Origin of the sequence: Algoriella xinjiangensis (assembly GCF_900115015.1) — a bacterium.
GTDB classification, from domain to species: Bacteria; Bacteroidota; Bacteroidia; order Flavobacteriales; family Weeksellaceae; genus Empedobacter; species Empedobacter xinjiangensis.
The window spans coordinates 213,107-233,681 of the sequence record NZ_FOUZ01000002.1; the positions used below are offsets into that span (position 1 = coordinate 213,107).

21 protein-coding genes are annotated in these 20,575 nt (G+C 31.9%); 11 read left to right on the top strand and 10 right to left on the bottom strand.

The window, feature by feature from the left end; genetic code table 11:
- Positions 1-20 precede the first annotated feature (20 nt).
- The 5 genes from mutS to BM072_RS02595 all read left to right on the top strand — a co-directional run bounded on the left by mutS (position 21) and on the right by BM072_RS02595 (position 6,971).
- Complete coding sequence (gene mutS / locus BM072_RS02575; RefSeq protein WP_092906261.1) at positions 21-2,576, top strand: DNA mismatch repair protein MutS; 2,556 nt, start codon at positions 21-23, stop codon at positions 2,574-2,576.
- A gap of 10 nt (positions 2,577-2,586) precedes the next feature.
- Positions 2,587-3,390, top strand: coding sequence for a M48 family metallopeptidase (locus tag BM072_RS02580; RefSeq protein WP_092906263.1), 804 nt, complete (start codon positions 2,587-2,589; stop codon positions 3,388-3,390).
- 98 nt (positions 3,391-3,488) lie between these two features.
- Entirely contained in the window at positions 3,489-5,393 is a 1,905-nt protein-coding gene (acs, locus tag BM072_RS02585; protein ID WP_177190245.1) for an acetate--CoA ligase, read from the top strand.
- Between the two features lie 169 nt (positions 5,394-5,562).
- Positions 5,563-6,210 carry an O-methyltransferase gene (locus tag BM072_RS02590; RefSeq protein WP_092906265.1) on the top strand — a complete coding sequence of 216 codons (648 nt, stop codon included), beginning with the start codon at positions 5,563-5,565 and terminating at the stop codon, positions 6,208-6,210.
- Positions 6,210-6,971, top strand: a complete 762-nt coding sequence (locus BM072_RS02595; RefSeq protein WP_092906267.1) for a C40 family peptidase — start codon at positions 6,210-6,212, stop codon at positions 6,969-6,971. The genes BM072_RS02590 and BM072_RS02595 overlap by 1 nt, the downstream gene beginning before the upstream one ends.
- 6 nt (positions 6,972-6,977) lie before the next feature.
- Here BM072_RS02595 and BM072_RS02600 read toward each other — a convergent pair whose 3' ends face one another.
- From BM072_RS02600 to BM072_RS02615, 4 genes are all read right to left on the bottom strand, one after another.
- A complete protein-coding gene (locus tag BM072_RS02600) occupies positions 6,978-7,553 on the bottom strand; it encodes a hypothetical protein (protein WP_092906269.1) in 576 nt (191 codons plus the stop codon).
- A gap of 17 nt (positions 7,554-7,570) precedes the next feature.
- Positions 7,571-8,344 (bottom strand): alpha/beta fold hydrolase, encoded by a 774-nt coding sequence (locus BM072_RS02605; RefSeq protein ID WP_092906271.1) that lies wholly within the window; start codon positions 8,342-8,344, stop codon positions 7,571-7,573.
- Between the two features lie 114 nt (positions 8,345-8,458).
- Positions 8,459-9,025, bottom strand: a complete 567-nt coding sequence (gene gmk / locus BM072_RS02610) for a guanylate kinase (protein ID WP_092906273.1) — start codon at positions 9,023-9,025, stop codon at positions 8,459-8,461.
- On the bottom strand, positions 9,025-9,885 hold the full coding sequence (locus tag BM072_RS02615; RefSeq protein WP_245752031.1) for a YicC/YloC family endoribonuclease: 861 nt from the start codon (positions 9,883-9,885) through the stop codon (positions 9,025-9,027). Before BM072_RS02615 ends, gmk begins: the two co-directional genes overlap by 1 nt.
- Before the next feature lie 147 nt (positions 9,886-10,032).
- On the opposite strand from BM072_RS02615, the gene BM072_RS02620 reads away from it, so the two are divergent.
- Complete coding sequence (locus tag BM072_RS02620) at positions 10,033-11,343, top strand: DUF4026 domain-containing protein (protein WP_092906275.1); 1,311 nt, start codon at positions 10,033-10,035, stop codon at positions 11,341-11,343.
- Here BM072_RS02620 and hutI read toward each other — a convergent pair.
- From hutI to hemH, 6 genes are all read right to left on the bottom strand, one after another.
- Positions 11,333-12,562, bottom strand: a complete 1,230-nt coding sequence (gene hutI / locus BM072_RS02625) for an imidazolonepropionase (protein ID WP_092906277.1) — start codon at positions 12,560-12,562, stop codon at positions 11,333-11,335. The two genes, BM072_RS02620 and hutI, sit on opposite strands and share 11 nt — an antisense overlap.
- Positions 12,563-12,658: 96 nt before the next feature.
- Entirely contained in the window at positions 12,659-13,195 is a 537-nt protein-coding gene (locus BM072_RS02630; RefSeq protein ID WP_092906279.1) for a GNAT family N-acetyltransferase, read from the bottom strand.
- A 6-nt stretch (positions 13,196-13,201) separates the two neighbouring features.
- On the bottom strand, positions 13,202-13,417 hold the full coding sequence (locus BM072_RS02635; RefSeq protein ID WP_092906281.1) for a hypothetical protein: 216 nt from the start codon (positions 13,415-13,417) through the stop codon (positions 13,202-13,204).
- A gap of 71 nt (positions 13,418-13,488) precedes the next feature.
- Positions 13,489-14,538, bottom strand: coding sequence for a DUF3078 domain-containing protein (locus tag BM072_RS02640; protein WP_092906283.1), 1,050 nt, complete (start codon positions 14,536-14,538; stop codon positions 13,489-13,491).
- 32 nt (positions 14,539-14,570) lie between these two features.
- Positions 14,571-15,632 (bottom strand): DUF3078 domain-containing protein, encoded by a 1,062-nt coding sequence (locus tag BM072_RS02645; protein WP_245752032.1) that lies wholly within the window; start codon positions 15,630-15,632, stop codon positions 14,571-14,573.
- Between the two features lie 112 nt (positions 15,633-15,744).
- Complete coding sequence (gene hemH / locus BM072_RS02650; RefSeq protein ID WP_092906287.1) at positions 15,745-16,728, bottom strand: ferrochelatase; 984 nt, start codon at positions 16,726-16,728, stop codon at positions 15,745-15,747.
- Positions 16,729-16,836: 108 nt separating this feature from the next.
- On the opposite strand from hemH, the gene ruvB reads away from it, so the two are divergent.
- The 5 genes from ruvB (at position 16,837) to BM072_RS02675 (ending at position 20,554) form a co-directional block, all read left to right on the top strand.
- A complete protein-coding gene (ruvB, locus tag BM072_RS02655) occupies positions 16,837-17,874 on the top strand; it encodes a Holliday junction branch migration DNA helicase RuvB (RefSeq protein ID WP_092906289.1) in 1,038 nt (345 codons plus the stop codon).
- Between the two features lie 440 nt (positions 17,875-18,314).
- A complete protein-coding gene (locus tag BM072_RS02660) occupies positions 18,315-18,992 on the top strand; it encodes an SH3 domain-containing protein (protein ID WP_092906291.1) in 678 nt (225 codons plus the stop codon).
- On the top strand, positions 18,985-19,515 hold the full coding sequence (locus BM072_RS02665) for a hypothetical protein (RefSeq protein ID WP_092906293.1): 531 nt from the start codon (positions 18,985-18,987) through the stop codon (positions 19,513-19,515). Before BM072_RS02660 ends, BM072_RS02665 begins: the two co-directional genes overlap by 8 nt.
- The gene (locus BM072_RS02670; RefSeq protein ID WP_092906295.1) at positions 19,505-20,005 is read left to right on the top strand and encodes a hypothetical protein; all 501 of its coding nucleotides are present in this window, start codon (positions 19,505-19,507) and stop codon (positions 20,003-20,005) included. Before BM072_RS02665 ends, BM072_RS02670 begins: the two co-directional genes overlap by 11 nt.
- A 30-nt stretch (positions 20,006-20,035) precedes the next feature.
- Complete coding sequence (locus BM072_RS02675; RefSeq protein ID WP_092906297.1) at positions 20,036-20,554, top strand: PH domain-containing protein; 519 nt, start codon at positions 20,036-20,038, stop codon at positions 20,552-20,554.
- Positions 20,555-20,575 lie beyond the last annotated feature (21 nt).

Consider the following 20,575-nt stretch of genomic DNA (forward strand, 5'->3'; position numbering starts at 1 on the left):
AGAATAAGGAAACTCCTCTTATGAAACAATATAACGCCATCAAGACAAAGTATCCTGATGCCATGTTGTTGTTTCGAGTTGGAGATTTTTACGAAACCTTTGGAGATGATGCTGTGCGTTGTTCGCGCATTTTAGATATAGTTTTAACTAAACGAGCAAATGGCTCGGACAATAGTGCTTTGGCAGGTTTTCCGCATCATTCGCTAAATACATATTTGCCAAAATTGGTAAAAGCTGGTTTGCGTGTTGCAATTTGCGATCAGCTGGAAGATCCAAAAACAGCGAAAGGAATTGTAAAACGTGGTGTTACCGAGTTGATAACGCCTGGTGTAGCTTTACAAGATGAGGTTTTATCTTCTAAATCTAATAACTTTTTGATGGCTGTTCATCAAGGCGATAAATCTTTTGGAGTTGCTTTGTTAGATGTTTCTACGGGAGAATTTTTGGTTTCGGAAGGTCCAGAAGATCAAGTGGCGAAAATCATTCAATCGTTTCGACCAAGTGAAGTAATTTATCAGAAACGAGTAAAATATAATTTTTCGGATGTTAAAAGTAAATTTCTTTTAGACGATTGGGCGTTTCAATATGATTTTGCGGTTGATAAATTAACCAATCTTTTCAAAACTCAAAATTTGAAAGGTTTTGGAATCGAGAATTTAAAAGAAGGAATTACTTCTGCTGGTGCAATTTTAGCTTATTTGGATGATACGCATCATTTCGAAATTCAACATATAACGTCAATTCAACGTCTAAATCAAGAAAATTTTGTTTGGATGGATCCATTTACAATTCGAAATCTCGAGTTAGTTTATTCGCCGCATGCAAAAGGTGTAACGTTGCTTAATATTTTGGATGATACCAAAACGCCGATGGGCGCACGTTTGCTGAATCGTTGGATGGTTATGGTTTTGAAAGATTTTAAATCAATTCAACGTCGTCAAGCAATTGTTGATTATTTTTTCTCAAAAGGAGATATTCGATATGATTTAAGAGAAAAATTAGGTCAATTAACCGATTTAGAGCGTTTAGCTGGAAAAGTTTCGACAGGAAAAATAACGCCTCGTCAATTGTTGCAATTAGCACAAAGTTTAAAACTTTCGCAAGAAATTAAAACAATTGGAGAAACTTCTAAAATTAGTGAAATTGTCGATTTATTTACTCGAATAGAAAATATTGAGCCGTTAAATGAAACAATTTTTGAAACATTAACCGACGAACCACCACATCAAATTGTAAAAGGAAATGTGATAAGAAAAGGTGTTTCGGAGGAATTAGATAAACTACGAGAAATTCAGTTTTCTGGTAAAGATTATTTAGACAAAATGTGTCAGCGCGAAACGGAACGTACAGGAATTTCTTCTTTAAAAATAGCTTTCAATAATGTGTTTGGGTATTATATTGAAGTTAGAAATACGCACCGTGATAAAGTTCCAGAAGAATGGATTCGCAAGCAAACTTTGGTAAATGCAGAGCGTTATATTACCGAAGAATTAAAGGAATATGAAACACAAATTTTAGGTGCTGAAGAAAAAATATTAGCAATAGAAAATCAATTGTTTATTGATCTTTTACAAAATATAATTACCAAATTATTACCAATTCAACAAACCGCAAAAGCAATTGCTTTTTTAGATGTTTTATCAAATTTTGCAGAAATTGCAGAGAAAAATAATTACATCAAACCAAATTTGAATGATGGTTTTGATTTAAAAATAAAAGAAGGACGACACGCGGTAATCGAGCAACAATTACCAATTGGCGAACAATATGTGTCGAATAATGTTGAGCTAAATGCAATAGATCAGCAAATAATAATGATTACAGGACCTAATATGTCTGGTAAATCGGCGTTGCTTCGTCAAACAGCTTTAATTGTTTTGATGGCGCAAATGGGTTGTTTTGTTCCTGCCGAATCTGCCGAATTAGGAATTATAGATAAAGTATTTACACGAGTTGGTGCTTCGGATAATATTTCGTCGGGCGAATCTACTTTTATGGTAGAGATGAATGAGACGGCAAGTATCTTAAATAACATTTCGGAACGAAGTTTGATTTTGTTGGATGAAATTGGACGTGGAACATCTACATACGATGGTATTTCGATTGCTTGGGCAATAGCAGAATTTTTGCATCAAAGTGTTTTAAAACCAAAAACATTGTTTGCAACGCATTATCACGAATTAAATGAAATGTCAAAATCAATGGAACGCATTAAGAATTTTAATGTCAGTATCAAAGAAACAAAAGACACGATTTTATTCTTGAGAAAATTAATTCCGGGAGGAAGCGAGCATAGTTTTGGGATACATGTTGCAAAAATGGCGGGAATGCCAAAACGAGTGGTTGATAGAGCAAATGATGTTTTGAAAGTTCTTGAAGCGTCTAAAACAGATGAAGGATTCTCGAATAAAACAGAAAAAATAACGCAGGATAATATGCAATTAAGCTTTTTTCAGTTAGATGATCCAATTTTAGAATCAATTCGAGAAGAAATTATAAACACCGATATCAACACATTAACACCTGTTGAAGCATTGATGAAATTGAACGAAATAAAAAAGAAACTCGGTAAATAAACTTATAAATATGAAAAAAATAATTTTGACAGTAACAACTGCTTTAGTTTTGGCAGCTTGTGCTACAAATCCAGTAACAGGGCGCAAATCATTATCATTAGTTTCTAATGCAGAATTGATGCCTACAGCTTTTACACAATATTCAAAAGTATTGAAAGAAGGTAAAGTAATTACAGGAACAACGGATGCTAAAATGATACAAACAGTTGGTGATCGTTTAAAATACGCTGCTGATAAATATTATGCAGAAAAAGGATTATCTGCTCAATTGCAAGGTTACCAATGGCAATTTACATTATTACAATCTAACGAAGTAAACGCATGGTGTATGCCAGGCGGAAAAGTTGCAGTTTATTCTGGTATTTTACCAATAACAAAAGACGCAACAGGTTTGGCGGTAGTTTTAGGTCACGAAATTGGACATGCTTTGGCAGGTCATAGTGCAGAACAAGCTTCTCAGCAAATGGCAGCACAAGGAATTGGACAAATTGTAGGCGGTTCTCTTTCAAATTCTAATTACGCAGCAGCTTTCGAAAAATTATATCCAGTAGGTGCGCAAGTAGGTTTGTTAAATTATTCGCGTAAGATGGAGTTAGATGCTGATGTTACAGGATTATATTTAATGGCAATGGCTGGTTATGATCCATCTCAAGCAATTCCTTTTTGGGAAAGAATGTCTGCAAAAGGTGGTAGCGCTGGTGCAGCAGAGTTTTTAAGCACTCACCCTTCGGATGCGACACGTATTAGTACAATAAAACAAGCTTTGCCTACAGCAATTGCTTATTACAATGCAAGTCCGTATAAAGGAAAATAGGATAGTATTTATTCATTTCAAAAATATTAGTGAGTTAATTTGATAAATTGACTCACTTTTTTTATATTGTGTATTCAAAACCACAAAATAAGTTACAAATGATTAATGATTTTAGAATCAACTCTTTTTCCGAGTACAAAAAAGAGTATAAAAAGAGTGTAAAGGATCCTGCAAAATTTTGGGATAAAGTTGCAGAAAGCTTTGTTTGGAAAGAACGTTGGACTAAAACACTTGATTACAACTTTGAAAATGCAGATTTTAAATGGTTTGAAGGTGGTAAATTAAATATTACCGAAAATATCTTAGATCGTCATTTAGAAAAAAATGGAAATAAAACTGCTTTAATTTGGGAACCAAATAATCCTTTAGAAGAAACTAGAATCATAACTTATCGTCAATTACATTCAAAAGTTTGTCAATTTGCGAATGTTCTAAAAAATAATGGAATCAACAAAGGCGATCGTGTGTGTATTTATATGCCTATGATTCCCGAATTAGCAATTGCAATGTTAGCTTGCGCGCGTATTGGCGCTGTGCATTCTATTGTTTTTGCAGGTTTTTCATCTTCGGCAATTGCTTCGCGTATCAACGATTCACAATGTAAAGTTTTGGTCACAGCAAACGAAGTTTATCGTGGTACGAAACCAATCAATTTAAAAGCAATTTGTGATGAAGCGCTAAAAGATTGTCCATCTATCCAAACATGTATCGTGTATCGTCGTGCTATAGAGCCAACATCGATGGTTGGAGGGCGAGATAAGTTTTGGATGGACGAAATGTACAAAGTTGATGACAATTGTCCTGCTGAGGTAATGGATGCAGAAGATCCTTTATTTATTCTTTATACATCTGGTTCTACGGGAAAACCGAAAGGTATGGTGCACACGTGTGGAGGTTATATGGTGGAGACAGCATATTCGTTTGACAATATTTTTCAAATGGCACCAAATGATATTTATTGGTGTACAGCTGATATTGGTTGGATAACGGGACATAGTTATATTATTTACGGACCATTAATGTGCGGTGCAACTTCGGTAATGTTCGAAGGAATTCCAAGTTTTCCAGATTTTGGACGTTTTTGGGAAATTGTAGAAAAATTAAAAGTCACTCATTTTTATACAGCACCAACAGCAGTTAGATCTTTAGCTCGCGAATCGTTAGATTATGTCGAAAAATATGATTTATCAAGTCTTAAAGTTTTAGGATCTGTTGGCGAACCAATAAACGAGGAAGCTTGGCATTGGTTAAATGATTATGTTGGAAAAGGAAATTGCCCAATTGTAGATACATGGTGGCAAACAGAAACTGGTGCAATTATGATTTCGCCTTTGGCAGGAATTACGCCACTTCGACCAACTTTTGCAACTTTACCATTACCAGGAATTCAACCCGTTTTGATGGACGAAAACGGAAAAGAAGTTGAAACAATTAATGAAAAAGCAGAAGGTCGTTTAGCAATTAAATTTCCTTGGCCTGCAATGGCGCGAACTATTTATGGCGATCATAAACGTTATATCGAAACCTATTTTTCTACATTTCCGGGTTATTATTTTACAGGAGATGGTGCATATCGCGATGCGATGGACAATTACAGAATTACGGGTCGTGTAGATGATGTGGTAATTGTTTCGGGACATAATTTAGGAACGGCGCCAGTAGAAAATGCAATTAATCAAAACGAAGCTGTTGCGGAAAGTGCAGTTGTAGGTTTTCCACACGATATAAAAGGAAATGCGTTGTATGCGTATGTTATTTTGCAAGATGGTATAGAAGGCTCGCCAGAATTAGAAAAAGACATTAAAAACGAAGTTGCAAAATCAATTGGTGCAATTGCTAAACCAGATAAAATACAATTTGTACCTGGATTACCAAAAACACGAAGTGGAAAAATTATGCGTCGTATTTTAAGAAAAATTGCAAGTGACGAAACTGATTTTGGTGATACATCAACATTATTAGATCCAGAAATTGTAACAATTATTCAAAAAGGAAAGGTTTAAGTATTTATAAATTAATTACGTTCGTTGATTCTTGAAATGATTCAGAATGAATGACATTTAATTTATAAATCAATAATTTTACTCAATATAAAAGAATTCGTACCGAAATTAGCTTTATATAGCCCTAATTTGGTACGAATTTTTTATTTTTGTAGACTTTTTTAGAGGTATGATAAACATTTCACCCATTTTAGAATCGTATTTGGATCATCACGTAGATCAAGAACCAGAAATCTTGAGTCGTTTACGTGTTGAAACTTATCAATGTACAACACAACCGCACATGATTTCGGGAGAATATCAAGGGCGTTTGTTAAGTATTTTGGCTAAGATACTTTCGCCTAAAACAATAGTAGAATTAGGTACATTTACTGGTTATGCAACGTTGTGTTTGGCAGAAGGTTTGCCAAGTGACGGAAAAATAATAACGATTGATAAAAATGATGAATTAGAATATCTGTGCAGAAAATATTTTGATGAATTTGAATTTGCGTCAAAAATTGATTTCAGAATCAATGATGCGCGCGAAGAATTAAATACAATTGAGAAAAATTCTGTAGATTTAGCTTTTATAGATGCCGATAAAGAAAGTTATCCTTATTATTTTGAAAAAATTTTAGAACTTCTTCGCCCAGGCGGAACAATGTTAGTGGACAATGTTTTGTGGTACGGAAAAGTGATGTTGGAGGAAGAAGATAAAAAAGATCCATCAACAAAAATCTTAAAAGAATTTAATGAGATGGTAACAAAAGACGAACGTGTAGAATCTATTATTTTACCAATTCGTGATGGTATTACATTAATCCGAAAGAAATAATGAAGTACGCCATTTGCCAAGTTAGTGTGTCGCCTTTGCGCGCAGAAGCAAGAGATTCATCAGAAATGGTGAGTCAAATTTTATTTGGAGAAAGATTAATTATCTTAGAAGAATTAGAAAAGTGGACAAAAGTTCAGCTTGCATTTGACGGTTACGAAGGTTGGGTAGATCCGAAACAAATATTAACCGTTTCGGAAGCAGAATATTTAGCTAATTCTACCGATAAATTTGCCATAAATCCATACAATCACGCGATGGAATGCGGATTACCAATGACTTTAACAATTGGTGCTGAGGTAAGATCTTTACGTGAAAATAAAATAAGTATAGGACCAAAATGTTTTGAATATTTTGGTGTTTATACATCCGGAAAAAAATCAAAAGAACAATTAGTAGAAATTGCAAAAGCGTATTTGAATGTGCCATATTTGTGGGGCGGAAAATCTTCTTTTGGAATAGATTGTTCTGGATTAACGCAACAAGTATATAAAATTGGAGGTTATAAAATTCCACGCGATGCCTACGAACAAGCAGAAATGGGCGAAGTTTTGAGTTTTGTGGAAGAAGCAGAACCAGGCGATTTAGCTTTTTTTGATAATGCAGATGGTAAAATAATACATGTCGGAATTATGTGTGGAAATGGTAAAATTCTTCATGCGCACGGAAAAGTACGAATTGATCCAATTGATACAAATGGGATTTTTAATACCGATTCACAAAAATATTCGCACCGTTTGCGTTGTATCAGAAAGATTATTTAAAATTAGTTAGAAAATTTGATCGGCTAAAAGACTAAATACAAAAGAAACTATAAGTCCGCCGCCGCCGATGATACAAATAGGAATTCCTAATAAAGTGAGTAATTGCGATTGACTTTCTCTGATTTGAATTCGGATTTTAGTATAATCAAAGTTTTTATTTCCTGAAAAATATCTTGCAATTTCTGTCTGAAAAACATTGACACTTGTACCTTCAACTATTTCAAGTATATAATTTCCTTGTTTCGCTCTAAACGTGTAAACTTCTAATCTTGCTTCATAAAAATCATTGGATCTTGGTGCTAAAAGAGATGGAATTAATGGTATAATTTCTTTTGTTGTTTGATTTATAATTTTAGGTTTAAAAACATGAATCGGAATTGATTGTAAAAATTGACCTTTCCACCAAATAGAATATATTCCTGATTTTGTAAGCATAAAATTTTCGGAAAGTTTATCGAGAGGAAGTTCTAAAATAATTTTTCCATGAAATGCTTTTCGAAGTAATTTAATTCCTTTTACTAGAATATAAATTTCGAGAGGTATTGCACAAATCAGTAAAATACGAATCAATAAAACGCTCATTATTTGTTAGTTATAAGTTATTGCAATGTATCAATAAATGCAATAGTTTTTTCTAAAGTAGGCAATTTATTTTCTTTATAAGGCGTATGTTTTGCGTTTGGTACGATATAACTTTCTATTCGACTTTTTACATTTTCAAGAATTCCGTCTACTTGTTTCATCGTTCCAAATTCGTCATCAATTCCTTGTATAACCAATGTTGGACATTCGATAGTTTTTAATTCTTTTCTTATATCGAAATTCATAAAATCAGGTTCTAACCAAGTTTCTGTCCACATTTCAAAAACTTTTTGTGTATTATCACCGTGATATTTTGCTAAACGTTCGGCCAAATTAGTTTCTTTATAGGCAATTTTAGCAGCTCTAATTCCGTTCAACGTCACATCTTCCACAATAATATGCGAACCGACAACAACTATTCCTTTCAAGTTTTCGTGGTATTTTGCGGCATATAGTAACGCAATAGTTCCGCCATCGCTATGCCCAAATAAAATTATTTCTTTAAAATTGAATTGTTTAACAAGCGCATTCAAAAAATCTGCTTCATCATGCATATAAGTTATTGTGCGTTTTTCGATTACGAATGGTGAAGATTTTCCGTAACCTTGACGATCATAAATAAACAAATTACAATTGGTTTTTTCTGCAACTTCTTTCGGAAAATCTCTCCAAAGTTGAGTAGAACCTAACGAATCATGCAAAAAAATAAGCGTAGGTTTAGATGGATTTATTTCGTGGTGATAATAATTAATAGTAGCGTTATTGATTTGTATTGTACTCGTATTTTCCATGATAAATAGATGTTTTTTTAAGAAAGAATAAAGATAAAAAAATGCCTTGAATTTATTTATCCAAGGCATTTTATTTTTTATACCAACCGATTTTTTTCGGAATGGATTTCTATTTTATTTCAAAAAATCTGTAATAATTTCGTTTGTTTTTTCTTTGGCTGTTGCTAAATCATCATTCAATAAAATAATATCAAATTCTGCTGCTTTTTCCATTTCAATTCCGGCTTTGTCCAAACGTTGTTTTAGTTTGTCTTCGCTTTCGGTATTACGAGAAATCAAACGCTCTTTTAACGTTTCTAACGACGGTGGATTAACAAAAACTGTTAAACATTCGTCACCATATAAACGTTTAATATTTAAAGCGCCAATCACATCAATATCAAAAATAACCGAATTTCCTTCAGTTGTAATGCGATCTACTTCGGCTTTTAAAGTTCCATAAAAATTATCACGGTAAACTTCTTCGTATTCAACAAATTTGTCATCTGCAATTTTTGCTTTAAACTCATCTGGTGTTAAAAAATAATAATCTTTTCCGTCTACTTCACCTTCGCGTTTTTCTCTCGTTGTACAAGAAACTGAAAATTTAATATTTTCTAAAGTTTCTAAAGCATGTTTTACTAAAGTAGTTTTTCCTGCGCCTGATGGAGCTGAAAAGACGATTAATTTTCCCTTTTTCATTATAAAACGTTTAACGATTGTTCTTTTATCTTTTCTAATTCATCTTTCATCTGAACAACAATTTTTTGCATTTCTGGATGATTTGATTTTGAGCCTAACGTATTAATTTCACGACCAATTTCTTGCGAAATAAAACCCAATTTTTTACCGTTAGATTCTGTTCCTTGTAACTCTTTCAAAAAATATTCGCAGTGATTTTTAAGACGTACTTTTTCTTCTGTAATGTCTAATTTTTCTAGATAAAAAATCAATTCTTGTTCAAAACGATTTTGATCAATATCAATTTTCATTTCGTCCATACGTTTTGCAAAACGCTCTTTTATTGTTGTAATTCTTTCGCTTTCAAAAGGAATAACTTGGGTCAAAAGCTCTAAAATATTTGTTAAGTTTTGGGTAATATGTTTGTCTAAAACATTTCCTTCATCACTTCTAAATTCATTTAAAGAATTAATTGCAATAATTATTGTTGCACGAATTTGATTCCATTCATCTTCGCCCAAATCATCTTGCGTATAGCTTATTACATCAGGCAATCTCATTACAACTGGCAACAATTCGCCATCTGTAACATTAGGAGTAATTGCTTTAAATTCTGCGATATAACTTTTGATTAAATCCGCATTTATACTTTGATTTCTAGCACCAAGATTTAATTCAACCATCATCGAAAAATCGACTTTTCCGCGCTGTACTTTTTCTGAAATAAGATTTCTGATTTCTAATTCTTTTTCACGATAAAAAGATGGAATTCGAGTATTTAAATCAAGTGTTTTACTGTTTAAAGATCTAATTTCTATCGTTATTTTTTTTTCAGGTAATTCTAAAACGGCTTTACCGAAACCTGTCATTGATGCTATCATAATTGCATGATTATGCGGGTAAAATTACAATAATTTAACGTAAATCGATAATTCTACTCAAGTTTAATCCAACCAAAGTTTAACATTTCGATAAAATTATATTGAAAAGATTTCGATTATATTTATATAAACCAAACGAAACGGAGTATGACAAATCAAGAATTATATGACGGAATAGCCAACGAAGGATTGAGTTTACCGTCTGCAATGGGAATTTTTCCTTCGTCAAATGCTGTTGTTTTTTCAAAAGAATTTATTGAAAATCAACTAAAAGGGAGCAATTATTTTACGTTGATTTCTTTTGATGAAGTAGAAAAAGACAAAGACGAAAATGAAGCGATTACACAAGAATATTCGATTAAAATTAATTATTTAGACGAAGAATTTGATGTTGATTTATTTGTAGTTGATGTAAAATCGTATGATTTTTCTGAATTTGGTTTAGGAAACATGATTTCTGATGAAGAGATGGAAATTGCAAAACTGCAAAAATATTATTTAGAAACTGCCATGTATTTTGGAAATGATGCTTTGGATAGTTTTCATTTACAACTAAAAGTAATGCAGGCTGTTGTAGAAAAACCGTCTGTTATAGCCGATTTTATGCCTTTTCGTTTGCTTTCGGGCAAATGGGCAAAAGTTACTGCAGAGTCAGAAATTCCGCCAGCGCCAACTTATTTGTATACGATTCATGGTGTTTATGATGAGTTAGAAAATGGCGAAAAAGTATATTGGTTGCATACGCATGGTTTGCATCGTTGCGGATCTGTAGAATTAGAAATGCTTAATGTGAAAAGTGGAATAGAGCAATTAAATTCTGCGTTGGATATGATTGTAAATGCGTTTATAAAACCAGATTATCGCGCGCCAGAAAACCATGAATTTAATATTGGATATGATGGTTTAGATATTACATTTTGTTGGAAACGTTGGGAAGATGTGGTCAAAGATTATCCTGCAAATATACCTGGAGGTTATGATGAGCGTCAACCCGAAAATGAAAACTACGAACCGTCTGGTGTTTTACTTGCGGTGCAAGAAGGTATAACATTGACGCCCGAAGTTTACGCGACAACTATTGCAGATAATCCGATATTTTTTATCAGCGATCAAGAAACGGAACGAATGTCAGCATTGGCTTATCAACGTTTTGGATCATACAAAAAAGCTTTTAAAGAACATTTTGATCCAGAAGCAGATGGTGATAATTATTGGCGATTTTTGGTGAAATTAGGTTTTGATGTAGACCATGAAATGAGCAAAGAACACATTTGGTTTGATGTATATGATATAAATGAAAACAACGAAATGTTGGCTGTTTGTTTAAATCGTCCTTATGCTGTAGAAGGTTTAAATGAAGGAGATGAAGGTCTTTATCCGCAAGAAATGATCACCGATTGGTTGATTTATTCGCCAACAATGACCTTCACATCTGATAATATTTACATTATTGATTAATCAACAGTCCATTTTTCCAAACTTGCGTTGGTTGTAATTGTCCTTGATGATAAATAATATTGCTATAATCAAAGGTAGAGAAGCTGATAAAATCGGCTTTTTTACCTTTTTCTATTGTTCCACGATCATTTAAATTAAGTGCTTTTGCAGCTCTAAAAGTAATTGCAGCTAAAACTTCTGCCATTGATAATTTCTCGAAAGTAGCTAATATGGATGCTTGAGTTAAAAGATTTCCCATAGGAGCAGAGCCAGGATTCCAATCTGATGCAATAGAAACACAACAACCGGCATCTAATAATTTGCGCGCTGGTGCATATTGCATGCCCAAACCAATAGAAGCACCAGGTAAAACCGTTGCAACAACGTCAGATTTGGCTAGTATTTCAATTTCTTTTTCTCCAGAAAATTCTAAATGATCGGCGCTCAAAGCATTGTATTTTGTAGCTAAATAACTTCCGCCAGGTGTAAATTGATCAGCGTGTATTGTAATCTGAAAACCTTGTTTTTGTGCTTCATTCAAAAAATAATCACCTTCTTCAACCAAAAAAGCAGATTGCTCTACAAAAATATCAACACGATTAGTAAGCTCGTCCGATTTTAATTTTGGAAAAACTTGATTAACTAAAATTTCTAAATATTCTTTATTAGAGCCATCAAAATCTTTTGGTTTCATGTGTGCGCCTAAAAATGTAGGAATCAAGTCAATTTCAGTTTCTTGATTTGCCATATTTATAGCTTCTAACATTTTAATTTCACCATCAACAGATAATGCATAACCGCTTTTTACTTCGGCAGTTGTTATACCTTGTTTGGTTAATTGAGTAGTATGTTTTAGTGTGATATCCTTCAATTCATCTACCGTTTTGTTACGTGTTTGCGTAACTGTAGACCAAATACCACCACCGCTTTGCGCAATTTCTAAATAGGTTTTTCCGTCCAAACGCATTGCAAAATCTTTAGCGCGATTTCCTCCAAAACAAATATGTGTATGCGAATCTACAAATCCAGGAAGTAGAATTTGTTCAGTTTCTATATGTTCAATTTCTATGGTTGGATTTTCTTGTAGAAGGACATCAAAATTATTGACAGCAACAATGGTATTATCATCAACAATGATTCCTCCATTTTGGATAATTTCTAATTGATCTTCGTTTATTTTTCCTTTTAAGGGTAGATTGGCAAGTGTAACGATTTGTTTGAAAGGACCTATTAATTTCATTTTTTGTTGTTTTACACTACAATTTTACGAAATTTAAAGGAGATATTAAGGAATTACCAATTATGAATACTTATTTTAAAATGAGTTTGATTGCAGTTAATCAGTTGATAATATAGCGTAGCCATAATTATCTGACCAACCAGATTTTAATGGAAGAAGTTGTCTTGTATGCGCTTCACGTATCATTCCAACTTTTTCTAAAACTTTTATCGAACCAAAATTTTCTATAGCGCAACCAGCTTCTATTCGATGTAAATTCAAATCATTAAATCCAAAATCAATAATTTTCTTCAAAGCCTCTGTAGCAAAACCTTTGTTCCAAAAATTAGGATGTAATTTAAACCAAACTTCGGCATTTTTATACTTTTCTTTACCTAAAGATATGCCGATTAAACCTGCAAAAATCTCATTATTTGTCGTTTGTAAAACAAATGTATATTTGTTAGGTTTTTCTTTGTTATTAGACTCTACTAGCTTCTCAACTAAAGCTTTAGTTTCATCTATGTTTTTAGGAATTCCTAGCGTATTAAATTTATCAACTTCTTCTAAAGAATGTAATTGATGAATATGTGCTAAGTCATCAATTTTAACTAATCTTAAAGTTAATCGTTCTGTAGTAAGAGTTGTATTCATCTAAAATTATTTTTTATTTTTCTTCAAATAAGTAGGGTTATTTGGGTGTTTTACTACTTTAACCAATGCATTAATAGAAATTATAGAGAAAATTAGAATAACGATAGAACTAATAATCACGGTACTTGTATTGTTTTGAGTTAAACCAATGCAAAGTTCGTAAGCTGCCCAAATAATAATTACAAGTTGTGGAATTAATGTTCCGAAAATATTTTTAGTCATTTTATTTTTTTATTGAAGTGTAAAAATAAGAAAAATAAAAAACCTGCTCGTTATAAGCAGGTTTTTTTAATTTATTGTGTGACTAATTTTGTTTCATTTAAAATTGGTTCGTTTCGTAGAACATTTGTAGCAATTTCTGGCGAATTTGTTTCTTCAAAAATTGGTTGTTCTTGTATAAAACTTACTGCAGGAACTTCTTCTACTTTTGGCGGTGTATTGTCAAATTTATAATTAAAACCAACACCTAAAGTTTGTTTGATTTGCGTTTTCATGATTTGATCTTCATCATACAACAAATTTATACTAACCTGAGCCGAAACAAATCGGTTAACTTTTAGGTCTAAAATTCCTTGATAAGCAACATCCATATTTCCGAAATTTTTAAGATAATCTGCATAAATACCTACACGATTATCGTAAGAAATTCCTTCCATAATTTGTAATTTATAACGTGCGCCTAAATATGCGCCGAACTCGAACAACGTATTATCGCCATCATTTTTAAGACCAAATGTTCCTTTTGTTTGTAAATCTTTGTCTAAAACAAAAGTTACTCTTGGCGTAAATGGATGAATATTTACCTGAAAATTTTCGTTTGGTTTATAATCTGCACCTAATCCTAAACTTAAATATCCTGGTGCCATTAGGTTAGATATTTTTGTTTTAGGCTCTGTTGCATAATCATAACCTTCGGCAAATTGTGTACGAAAATTCATAGCTGCAGCCAAATACCAATTGTTTCCGATGCTGTAACCGTACGACGAAGTTAAATCAATAACATCATTTGTTTTTCTTGTTCCTTCACCTTTATTGGCTTGTAAACCGTATCCCAAAACGATGCGATTATCCCAAATGTGTTTGTCTTTTGTTAGATTAAATTCGTAATCTAAATTGGCATTTAGCGCAAAAGAATTTACACCACCCGCAACCCAATTAGAGAATGCACTTTGAGAAAATAAAAGTGAATTATTACCAGATACAAACCAGCCTGGTTGACGACCGTCAAATTTTTGTTCTTTTAAATATCGTTTGCTATCAGTAGCAACTTTACCATCTTTTACCGTTTGCGCAAAAGTTGTAGCTGTTGCTATAAGCGCTAATGAGAATAAAATTTTTTTCATATAATTAAGTTGATTTATACGACAAATTTAATCTAAAATATTGATTCTGATTTGATATAAGTTGATTTTTCATCAACAGTATTTTTATCAAAAACACGATCATAATTTTGTTTATTCAGTTTTATTTTAGGAATAATAACAGGATAAACATGCGATGTATCAAAATAAGGTAAGATTTCTTTTTTACGTTTTCGTTTCTTTTCGTTCTTTTTTGTACTATCAATTTTATACGTCAAACCAATTCCTAACGCTTGTTTAAACTGCGTTTGTTTGACTTGATCTTCATCGTAAATTAAATTAATAGTTAATTGTGTCGACATAAAATTATTAATTTTCATGTCCAATAATCCAGCATACACAATATCTAGATTATAAAATTTGTGCGAATAGTTAGAGAAAATTCCAATGTTATTATCGTAGGTCACATTGTCAAAAAGTTTCAATTTATAACGTCCACCTAAATATGCACCAATTTCAAACAACAAAGCATCGCCGTCATTTTTTAAACCATAATTACCTTTGGTTTGTAAATCTTTATCGGCAACAACCGTTGTTCGTGATGTTATTGGATGAAAACTAATCGAAAAATTAGAATTAGGCGTATAATTTGCCCCAACTCCAATAGTCACGTAACCTGGCGCAAAAAGATTGGATAATTTTTTCTTCGGATTTGGAGCATAATCATATCCAGCAGAAAATTGTGAACGAATATTTAGCGACGATGTTAAATACCATTTTTCTCGAATAAGATATCCGTAAGAAGTTGTGATATTGATATTATCTGTCGTTTTACGAGTTCCGTTGGTTTTATTATCTAAAAAACCATACTCGAGAATAAAACGATTGTCCCAAAAATGTTTTTTCTTGCGATAATTAAACTCATAATCGACTTTTGCATTTAGAGAAACAGAATTTTCTCCTCCGGCCATCCAATTAGAAAAAGTATTCTGATTGACTGTTAATGTATTTGAACCATAAATTTCCCAACCCGAAGATCTTCCAGTTGTGTCAACTTTAGATTTTAGGTATTTACGACCATCAATAATTAGATTACCGCTGGTATCTAAAAATTGAGCCGAAGTAAATAAGGACAATACTAAAAATATGACTGAGAAAATTAGTCGCATTAAAAAAAAATATCTTTGTTTAAAATTGAAAAATTCCAAACAAAGATATTTAATTTATTTTGTAAGCCTAAAACCGTTTTTAATTATTTTGCCAACCTTTCAACCATTTTACTAAAACATCCACCCAATCTTGACGATCATTAAGGCAAGGAATATAAGTAAATGATTCTCCTCCAGCTTTTAAGAATTCTTCTCGACCTTCCATCGAAATTTCTTCTAAAGTTTCTAAACAATCCGAAACAAAGGCTGGTGTACAAATAGCTAAATTTTTAACACCTTGTTCGGGAAATTCTTCTAATATATGATCTGTATAAGGCTTAATCCAAGGATCTCTACCCAAACGAGATTGAAAAGAAGTGTAATATTTATCTTCTGGTAATTCTAAATACGCAGCAACTAATTTTGTTGTTTCAAAACACTGATTACGATAAGTTTCTATTGGTAATTTTGTGCGTTTTGCAGCTCCAATAGCTTTATTGTCGTGGCGTTCTGGTATACCGTGATAAGAGAATAAAAGCTTATCGTAGTTTTCTGGTAATTTTTCTTTTATAGATTCTGCCAAAACTTTGATATAATCTGGATGATTATAAAAAGCTTTTAAGAAATTGATTTCTGTATCCTTAAATTTCTTGTTCTGAATTTCAAGTACTTTATCTGCAACAGTTTCTGTAGAAGACATTGTGTATTGAGGATAAAGTGGAACAACTAAAATATCGCGCACACCTTTATCATACAATTCTTGTAAACCAACTTCTATCGACGGATTTTTGTATCTCATGGCCAAACTAACCGGAATATCCATTTGTTTTTGAACCATTTCGCGTAAAATTTTTGAAATAACGATTAATGGTGAACCATCCTTTGTCCAAATTTTACGATAAGCTTCCGCTGATTTTATTGGTCTTTTTGGTAATATAAATAATTCAACAACTGTTTTACGAATAATCCAAGGTGAGTCTAAAACCTTTTTATCCATCAAAAATTCGCGTAAATAAGTTCTTACATCTTCAACTTTGGTAGAATCTGGCGAACCTAAATTCACTAATAATATTCCTTTGCTCATAAATTCTTTTTATCTAAAAAAATATTGCGTTCTTTGTAGCTGTAAAAGTACGGAGGATTATTTAATTTAACCTTTGTAAAATCATCATTATAATTTATATCATCATTTATGTCAGATTTATTAAATCCAGATAAAGAATTTTATCCAGATGACGATTTAAATCAAGAGAATACCGTTCGTCCGCAAAGTTTTGATGATTTTGCCGGACAAGCGCATATTTTAGAAAATCTAGAAGTATTTGTAAAAGCATCTAAACTACGTGGCGAAGCGTTAGACCATGTGTTGTTGCACGGACCTCCGGGTTTGGGAAAAACAACATTGGCAAATATTATTGCAAACGAATTGGGTGTTGGAATTAAAATTACTTCGGGTCCAGTTTTAGATAAACCAAGTGATTTGGCTGGTTTATTGACAAATTTGGAAGAAAATGATGTTTTATTTATTGATGAAATCCATCGTATGTCTCCTATTATTGAGGAATATTTATACTCTGCAATGGAAGATTTTAAGATTGATATTATGATAGAATCTGGACCAAATGCACGCTCTGTACAAATTGGTCTTAATCCGTTTACTTTGATTGGCGCAACAACCCGTTCAGGATTATTAACAGCACCTTTACGCGCTCGTTTCGGAATCAATTTTAGATTTGAATATTATAATGTCGAATTATTAAGTACAATTGTAGATCGTTCATCTCGAATTTTAGGAACTCCAATTGATTTTGAAGCGGCCATAGAAATTGCTGGTAGAAGTCGTGGAACACCGCGTATTGCAAATGCTTTGTTAAGAAGAACACGCGATTTTGCGCAAATAAAAGGAAACGGAAGTATTGATAAATCGATTGCAGATTTTTCGTTAAAAGCACTTAAAGTTGATGACAATGGTTTAGATGAAATGGATAACCGAATTTTATCTACAATTGTCGAAAAATTTAAAGGTGGTCCCGTTGGTATTACAACTTTAGCAACTGCAGTTGGAGAAAATGGCGGAACTTTGGAAGAAGTTTACGAACCATATCTTATTCAGGAAGGTTATTTGATGCGTACCGCTCGTGGACGTGTCGCAACCGAAAAAGCCTATCAACATATTGGTGTAAAATATAGAGGAGAAAATTCGCCTCAACGAGATATGTTTGATTTGTAAATTTGTTCTAAGTTCTAAGTTCTAAGTTCTAAGTTTGTTGTCATTCTGAACTTGTTTCAGAATCACATCTTACTGTAAATCTTTATGAGAAGCTGAACTAAATTCAGCTTGACAGAATGTTATAAATATTAATTTGTATAATTTTAAAATATTACAAGTCATTCTGAACTTGTTTCAGAATCACATATTATTGTAAAATTTTGATGAGAAGCTGAACTGAATTCAGCTTGATAAGATGTGATAAATATTAATTCAATTTATCTAAAAATATAAAAATCCCAACACGTCAATATAAAGTTGAAGTGTTGGGATTTATTTTTGTAATCGCTAAATATTTGGGCTTACAACAAAGTATTCATTTCGTAAAATGACTATAATTAGTGATAAATTTTTGGTTCAGAATTTGCTAACTTTCACTCAAATAAAAAGCATTCAAAACCATGAAAAAAGGAGTATTCATTTTGACTTTATTTTCGTCTTATTTTGCGCAAGCTCAGTTTGGGATTGTACAAGATAAAGATGGTTTTGTAAATGTAAGAGATGAAGAAAATACATCGTCTAAAATTCTTTCGAAAATTAATTCAAATACAATTTTAACGTACGAAGATGTTGAAGCTAAAAATTGGTTAATGGTAGAGTATAAGCCAGAAAATTCTGGTTATATATCGAAAGATCGAATAAAAGATTTAATCGAATTTGAGAAAATAAATCCTACAAAAAAATCTTCAACGTCAATTCAATATTCATTTCAAGATTATAGAATAGCGATTGAAACGCAAAAATTTAATCCAAAAAATCATGCTATCACAAAAGATGAAAACACAATTATAGCGATAGATAATCATGATATTTTAGGTTCGGATGGAGTTTTACCGATGACTGAATTTAAAACATTCAAAATTTATTTTAAAGAAAAAGAAATCAATATTCCGAAAGAATATTATGCCTTTTTGTATAATGCAGATTTAATGGATTTGAAATTAACGTACAATAAGTCATTAAATCAATATTATTTGTTTGGTACTTTTAGTGAAGGCGCGGGCGTTTTTGATGCGCTTTGGGTTTTAGAGAATGGAAAAATTGTGAAACATATTGCTCAAATTAACAGTTATGCCTAGAAAAATAGTAATAATAAGTGCTCTTTTTGTGTTGTGTTCTACGGTTACATTTGCACAAAAAATTTCTACGTCAAAGTTTGGTGATATAACTTATAATATGACTCAAAAACAAGTTGAAGCGCTAAATCAAGATAAATCGACTGCGTCAAAATCTGCAGATGATGAAATGATGGAGCAAGATGTTGTTGTAAATGGAATAAAATATCATTTGAGGTATTATAAAAATTTAAAAACGAAACAATCAGAAGTGTTTATGGTTTCGTCAACTAGTCCTAAATTATCTACTTTATCGGGTATAAAAATAGGAAGTACGTTGGATGATTTGTGGAATTTATATAAGAAATACGACATTTCTGTACAAACAATAGAGAGGGATGATGAAACAAAATCGGATCGATTATTTTTTTTAAATGATATAGATAATGGTTGTGTGCTCGATTTTTACCTCAAGAATAATAAAGTCGTAAAAATTGCTTTGTCAAACGATTCGGGTTATTTAAACAATAATATTTATGAAAATTAATCAATCAATACTTATCCTTATTACCGTTTTAATTTCAACATTTAGTTTTGCTCAAATTTCGACAACGCGAATGAATGAATTAAAAATAGGCATGCGTCCAAATGAAGTGATGAAGTTTTATGGTAAAAAGCCTGCTGCAATTGTAGATGATTACAAAAAAATAATTACAATTAATGGTGTTAATTTTACATTTTCTATCGGGAAAGGTTATTTAAGTAAAACAGAAAACGATTCGTATTTAAATTCAATTTCGACAACAAGTAAAAATATAAAAACACTTTCTGGAATTGGAATTGGAAGTACTTTGGATGATTTATGGAAAGCTTATGGTGCAAAATATGATATTTATTTAGACAAAGCCGAATTTGATTCGCGCGAATTTAGAATACAAGATGCTGAGAATGGAACATTGTTACTTTTTGAATTAAAAAATGAAATTGTAACCGAAATTATTCTCAATTCGTATAATCCAGAAGAGTGTACAATTTAAAATAAAACCTTAATAATAAATAGATAAACGATGAAAAAACTACTTTTTATGACTGCTTTTGTAGCAGCTATTTTTTTACAAGCACAAGTTTCTACAACACGTATTAACGATATAAAATTAGGAATGAAATTGACTGAATTAGAAAAATTAACTGGTCAAAAATTTAAACTAAAATTGAATGAATATAGTTATCCTGACGGCGATTTAACAATTGTTTCGAAAGGAATTACATATAAAGTTGGTTTTATGTCAAATGGAGAAGATGCAAGTCCAACTAATTTGACGGTGTATACTATAAAATCGTCAGATTCTAGTTTAAAAACACTTTCTGGTATAAAAATAGGAAGTTCTTTGGACGAATTAATTTCGAAATATAAAAATCTAAATATCTCTATTTATGATGGTTATGATGATAAAACGGATAAAAGAACAAAGGCTTTTCGATATTTTAATATAGAAGATCAAGATTCAGGATCTATGTTGCAATTTTATCTTGTAAATGATAAAGTGACATCTTTTGATGTGATGTATAATGACGAAGGTTGTTAATTCTTGGAATAAAATATAATA

Coding starts and splice junctions, on each gene's coding strand:
- BM072_RS02670 (WP_092906295.1), top strand. CDS start 19,505: ATGAAAATTAATCAATCAATACTTATCCTTATTACCGTTTTAATTTCA.
- BM072_RS02660 (WP_092906291.1), top strand. CDS start 18,315: ATGAAAAAAGGAGTATTCATTTTGACTTTATTTTCGTCTTATTTTGCG.
- BM072_RS02635 (WP_092906281.1), bottom strand. CDS start 13,417: ATGACTAAAAATATTTTCGGAACATTAATTCCACAACTTGTAATTATT.
- ruvB (WP_092906289.1), top strand. CDS start 16,837: ATGTCAGATTTATTAAATCCAGATAAAGAATTTTATCCAGATGACGAT.
- BM072_RS02665 (WP_092906293.1), top strand. CDS start 18,985: ATGCCTAGAAAAATAGTAATAATAAGTGCTCTTTTTGTGTTGTGTTCT.
- BM072_RS02590 (WP_092906265.1), top strand. CDS start 5,563: ATGATAAACATTTCACCCATTTTAGAATCGTATTTGGATCATCACGTA.
- acs (WP_177190245.1), top strand. CDS start 3,489: ATGATTAATGATTTTAGAATCAACTCTTTTTCCGAGTACAAAAAAGAG.
- BM072_RS02630 (WP_092906279.1), bottom strand. CDS start 13,195: ATGAATACAACTCTTACTACAGAACGATTAACTTTAAGATTAGTTAAA.
- BM072_RS02615 (WP_245752031.1), bottom strand. CDS start 9,885: ATGATAGCATCAATGACAGGTTTCGGTAAAGCCGTTTTAGAATTACCT.
- BM072_RS02640 (WP_092906283.1), bottom strand. CDS start 14,538: ATGAAAAAAATTTTATTCTCATTAGCGCTTATAGCAACAGCTACAACT.
- BM072_RS02600 (WP_092906269.1), bottom strand. CDS start 7,553: ATGAGCGTTTTATTGATTCGTATTTTACTGATTTGTGCAATACCTCTC.
- hemH (WP_092906287.1), bottom strand. CDS start 16,728: ATGAGCAAAGGAATATTATTAGTGAATTTAGGTTCGCCAGATTCTACC.
- mutS (WP_092906261.1), top strand. CDS start 21: ATGAAACAATATAACGCCATCAAGACAAAGTATCCTGATGCCATGTTG.
- BM072_RS02675 (WP_092906297.1), top strand. CDS start 20,036: ATGAAAAAACTACTTTTTATGACTGCTTTTGTAGCAGCTATTTTTTTA.
- hutI (WP_092906277.1), bottom strand. CDS start 12,562: ATGAAATTAATAGGTCCTTTCAAACAAATCGTTACACTTGCCAATCTA.
- BM072_RS02620 (WP_092906275.1), top strand. CDS start 10,033: ATGACAAATCAAGAATTATATGACGGAATAGCCAACGAAGGATTGAGT.
- gmk (WP_092906273.1), bottom strand. CDS start 9,025: ATGAAAAAGGGAAAATTAATCGTCTTTTCAGCTCCATCAGGCGCAGGA.
- BM072_RS02580 (WP_092906263.1), top strand. CDS start 2,587: ATGAAAAAAATAATTTTGACAGTAACAACTGCTTTAGTTTTGGCAGCT.
- BM072_RS02605 (WP_092906271.1), bottom strand. CDS start 8,344: ATGGAAAATACGAGTACAATACAAATCAATAACGCTACTATTAATTAT.
- BM072_RS02595 (WP_092906267.1), top strand. CDS start 6,210: ATGAAGTACGCCATTTGCCAAGTTAGTGTGTCGCCTTTGCGCGCAGAA.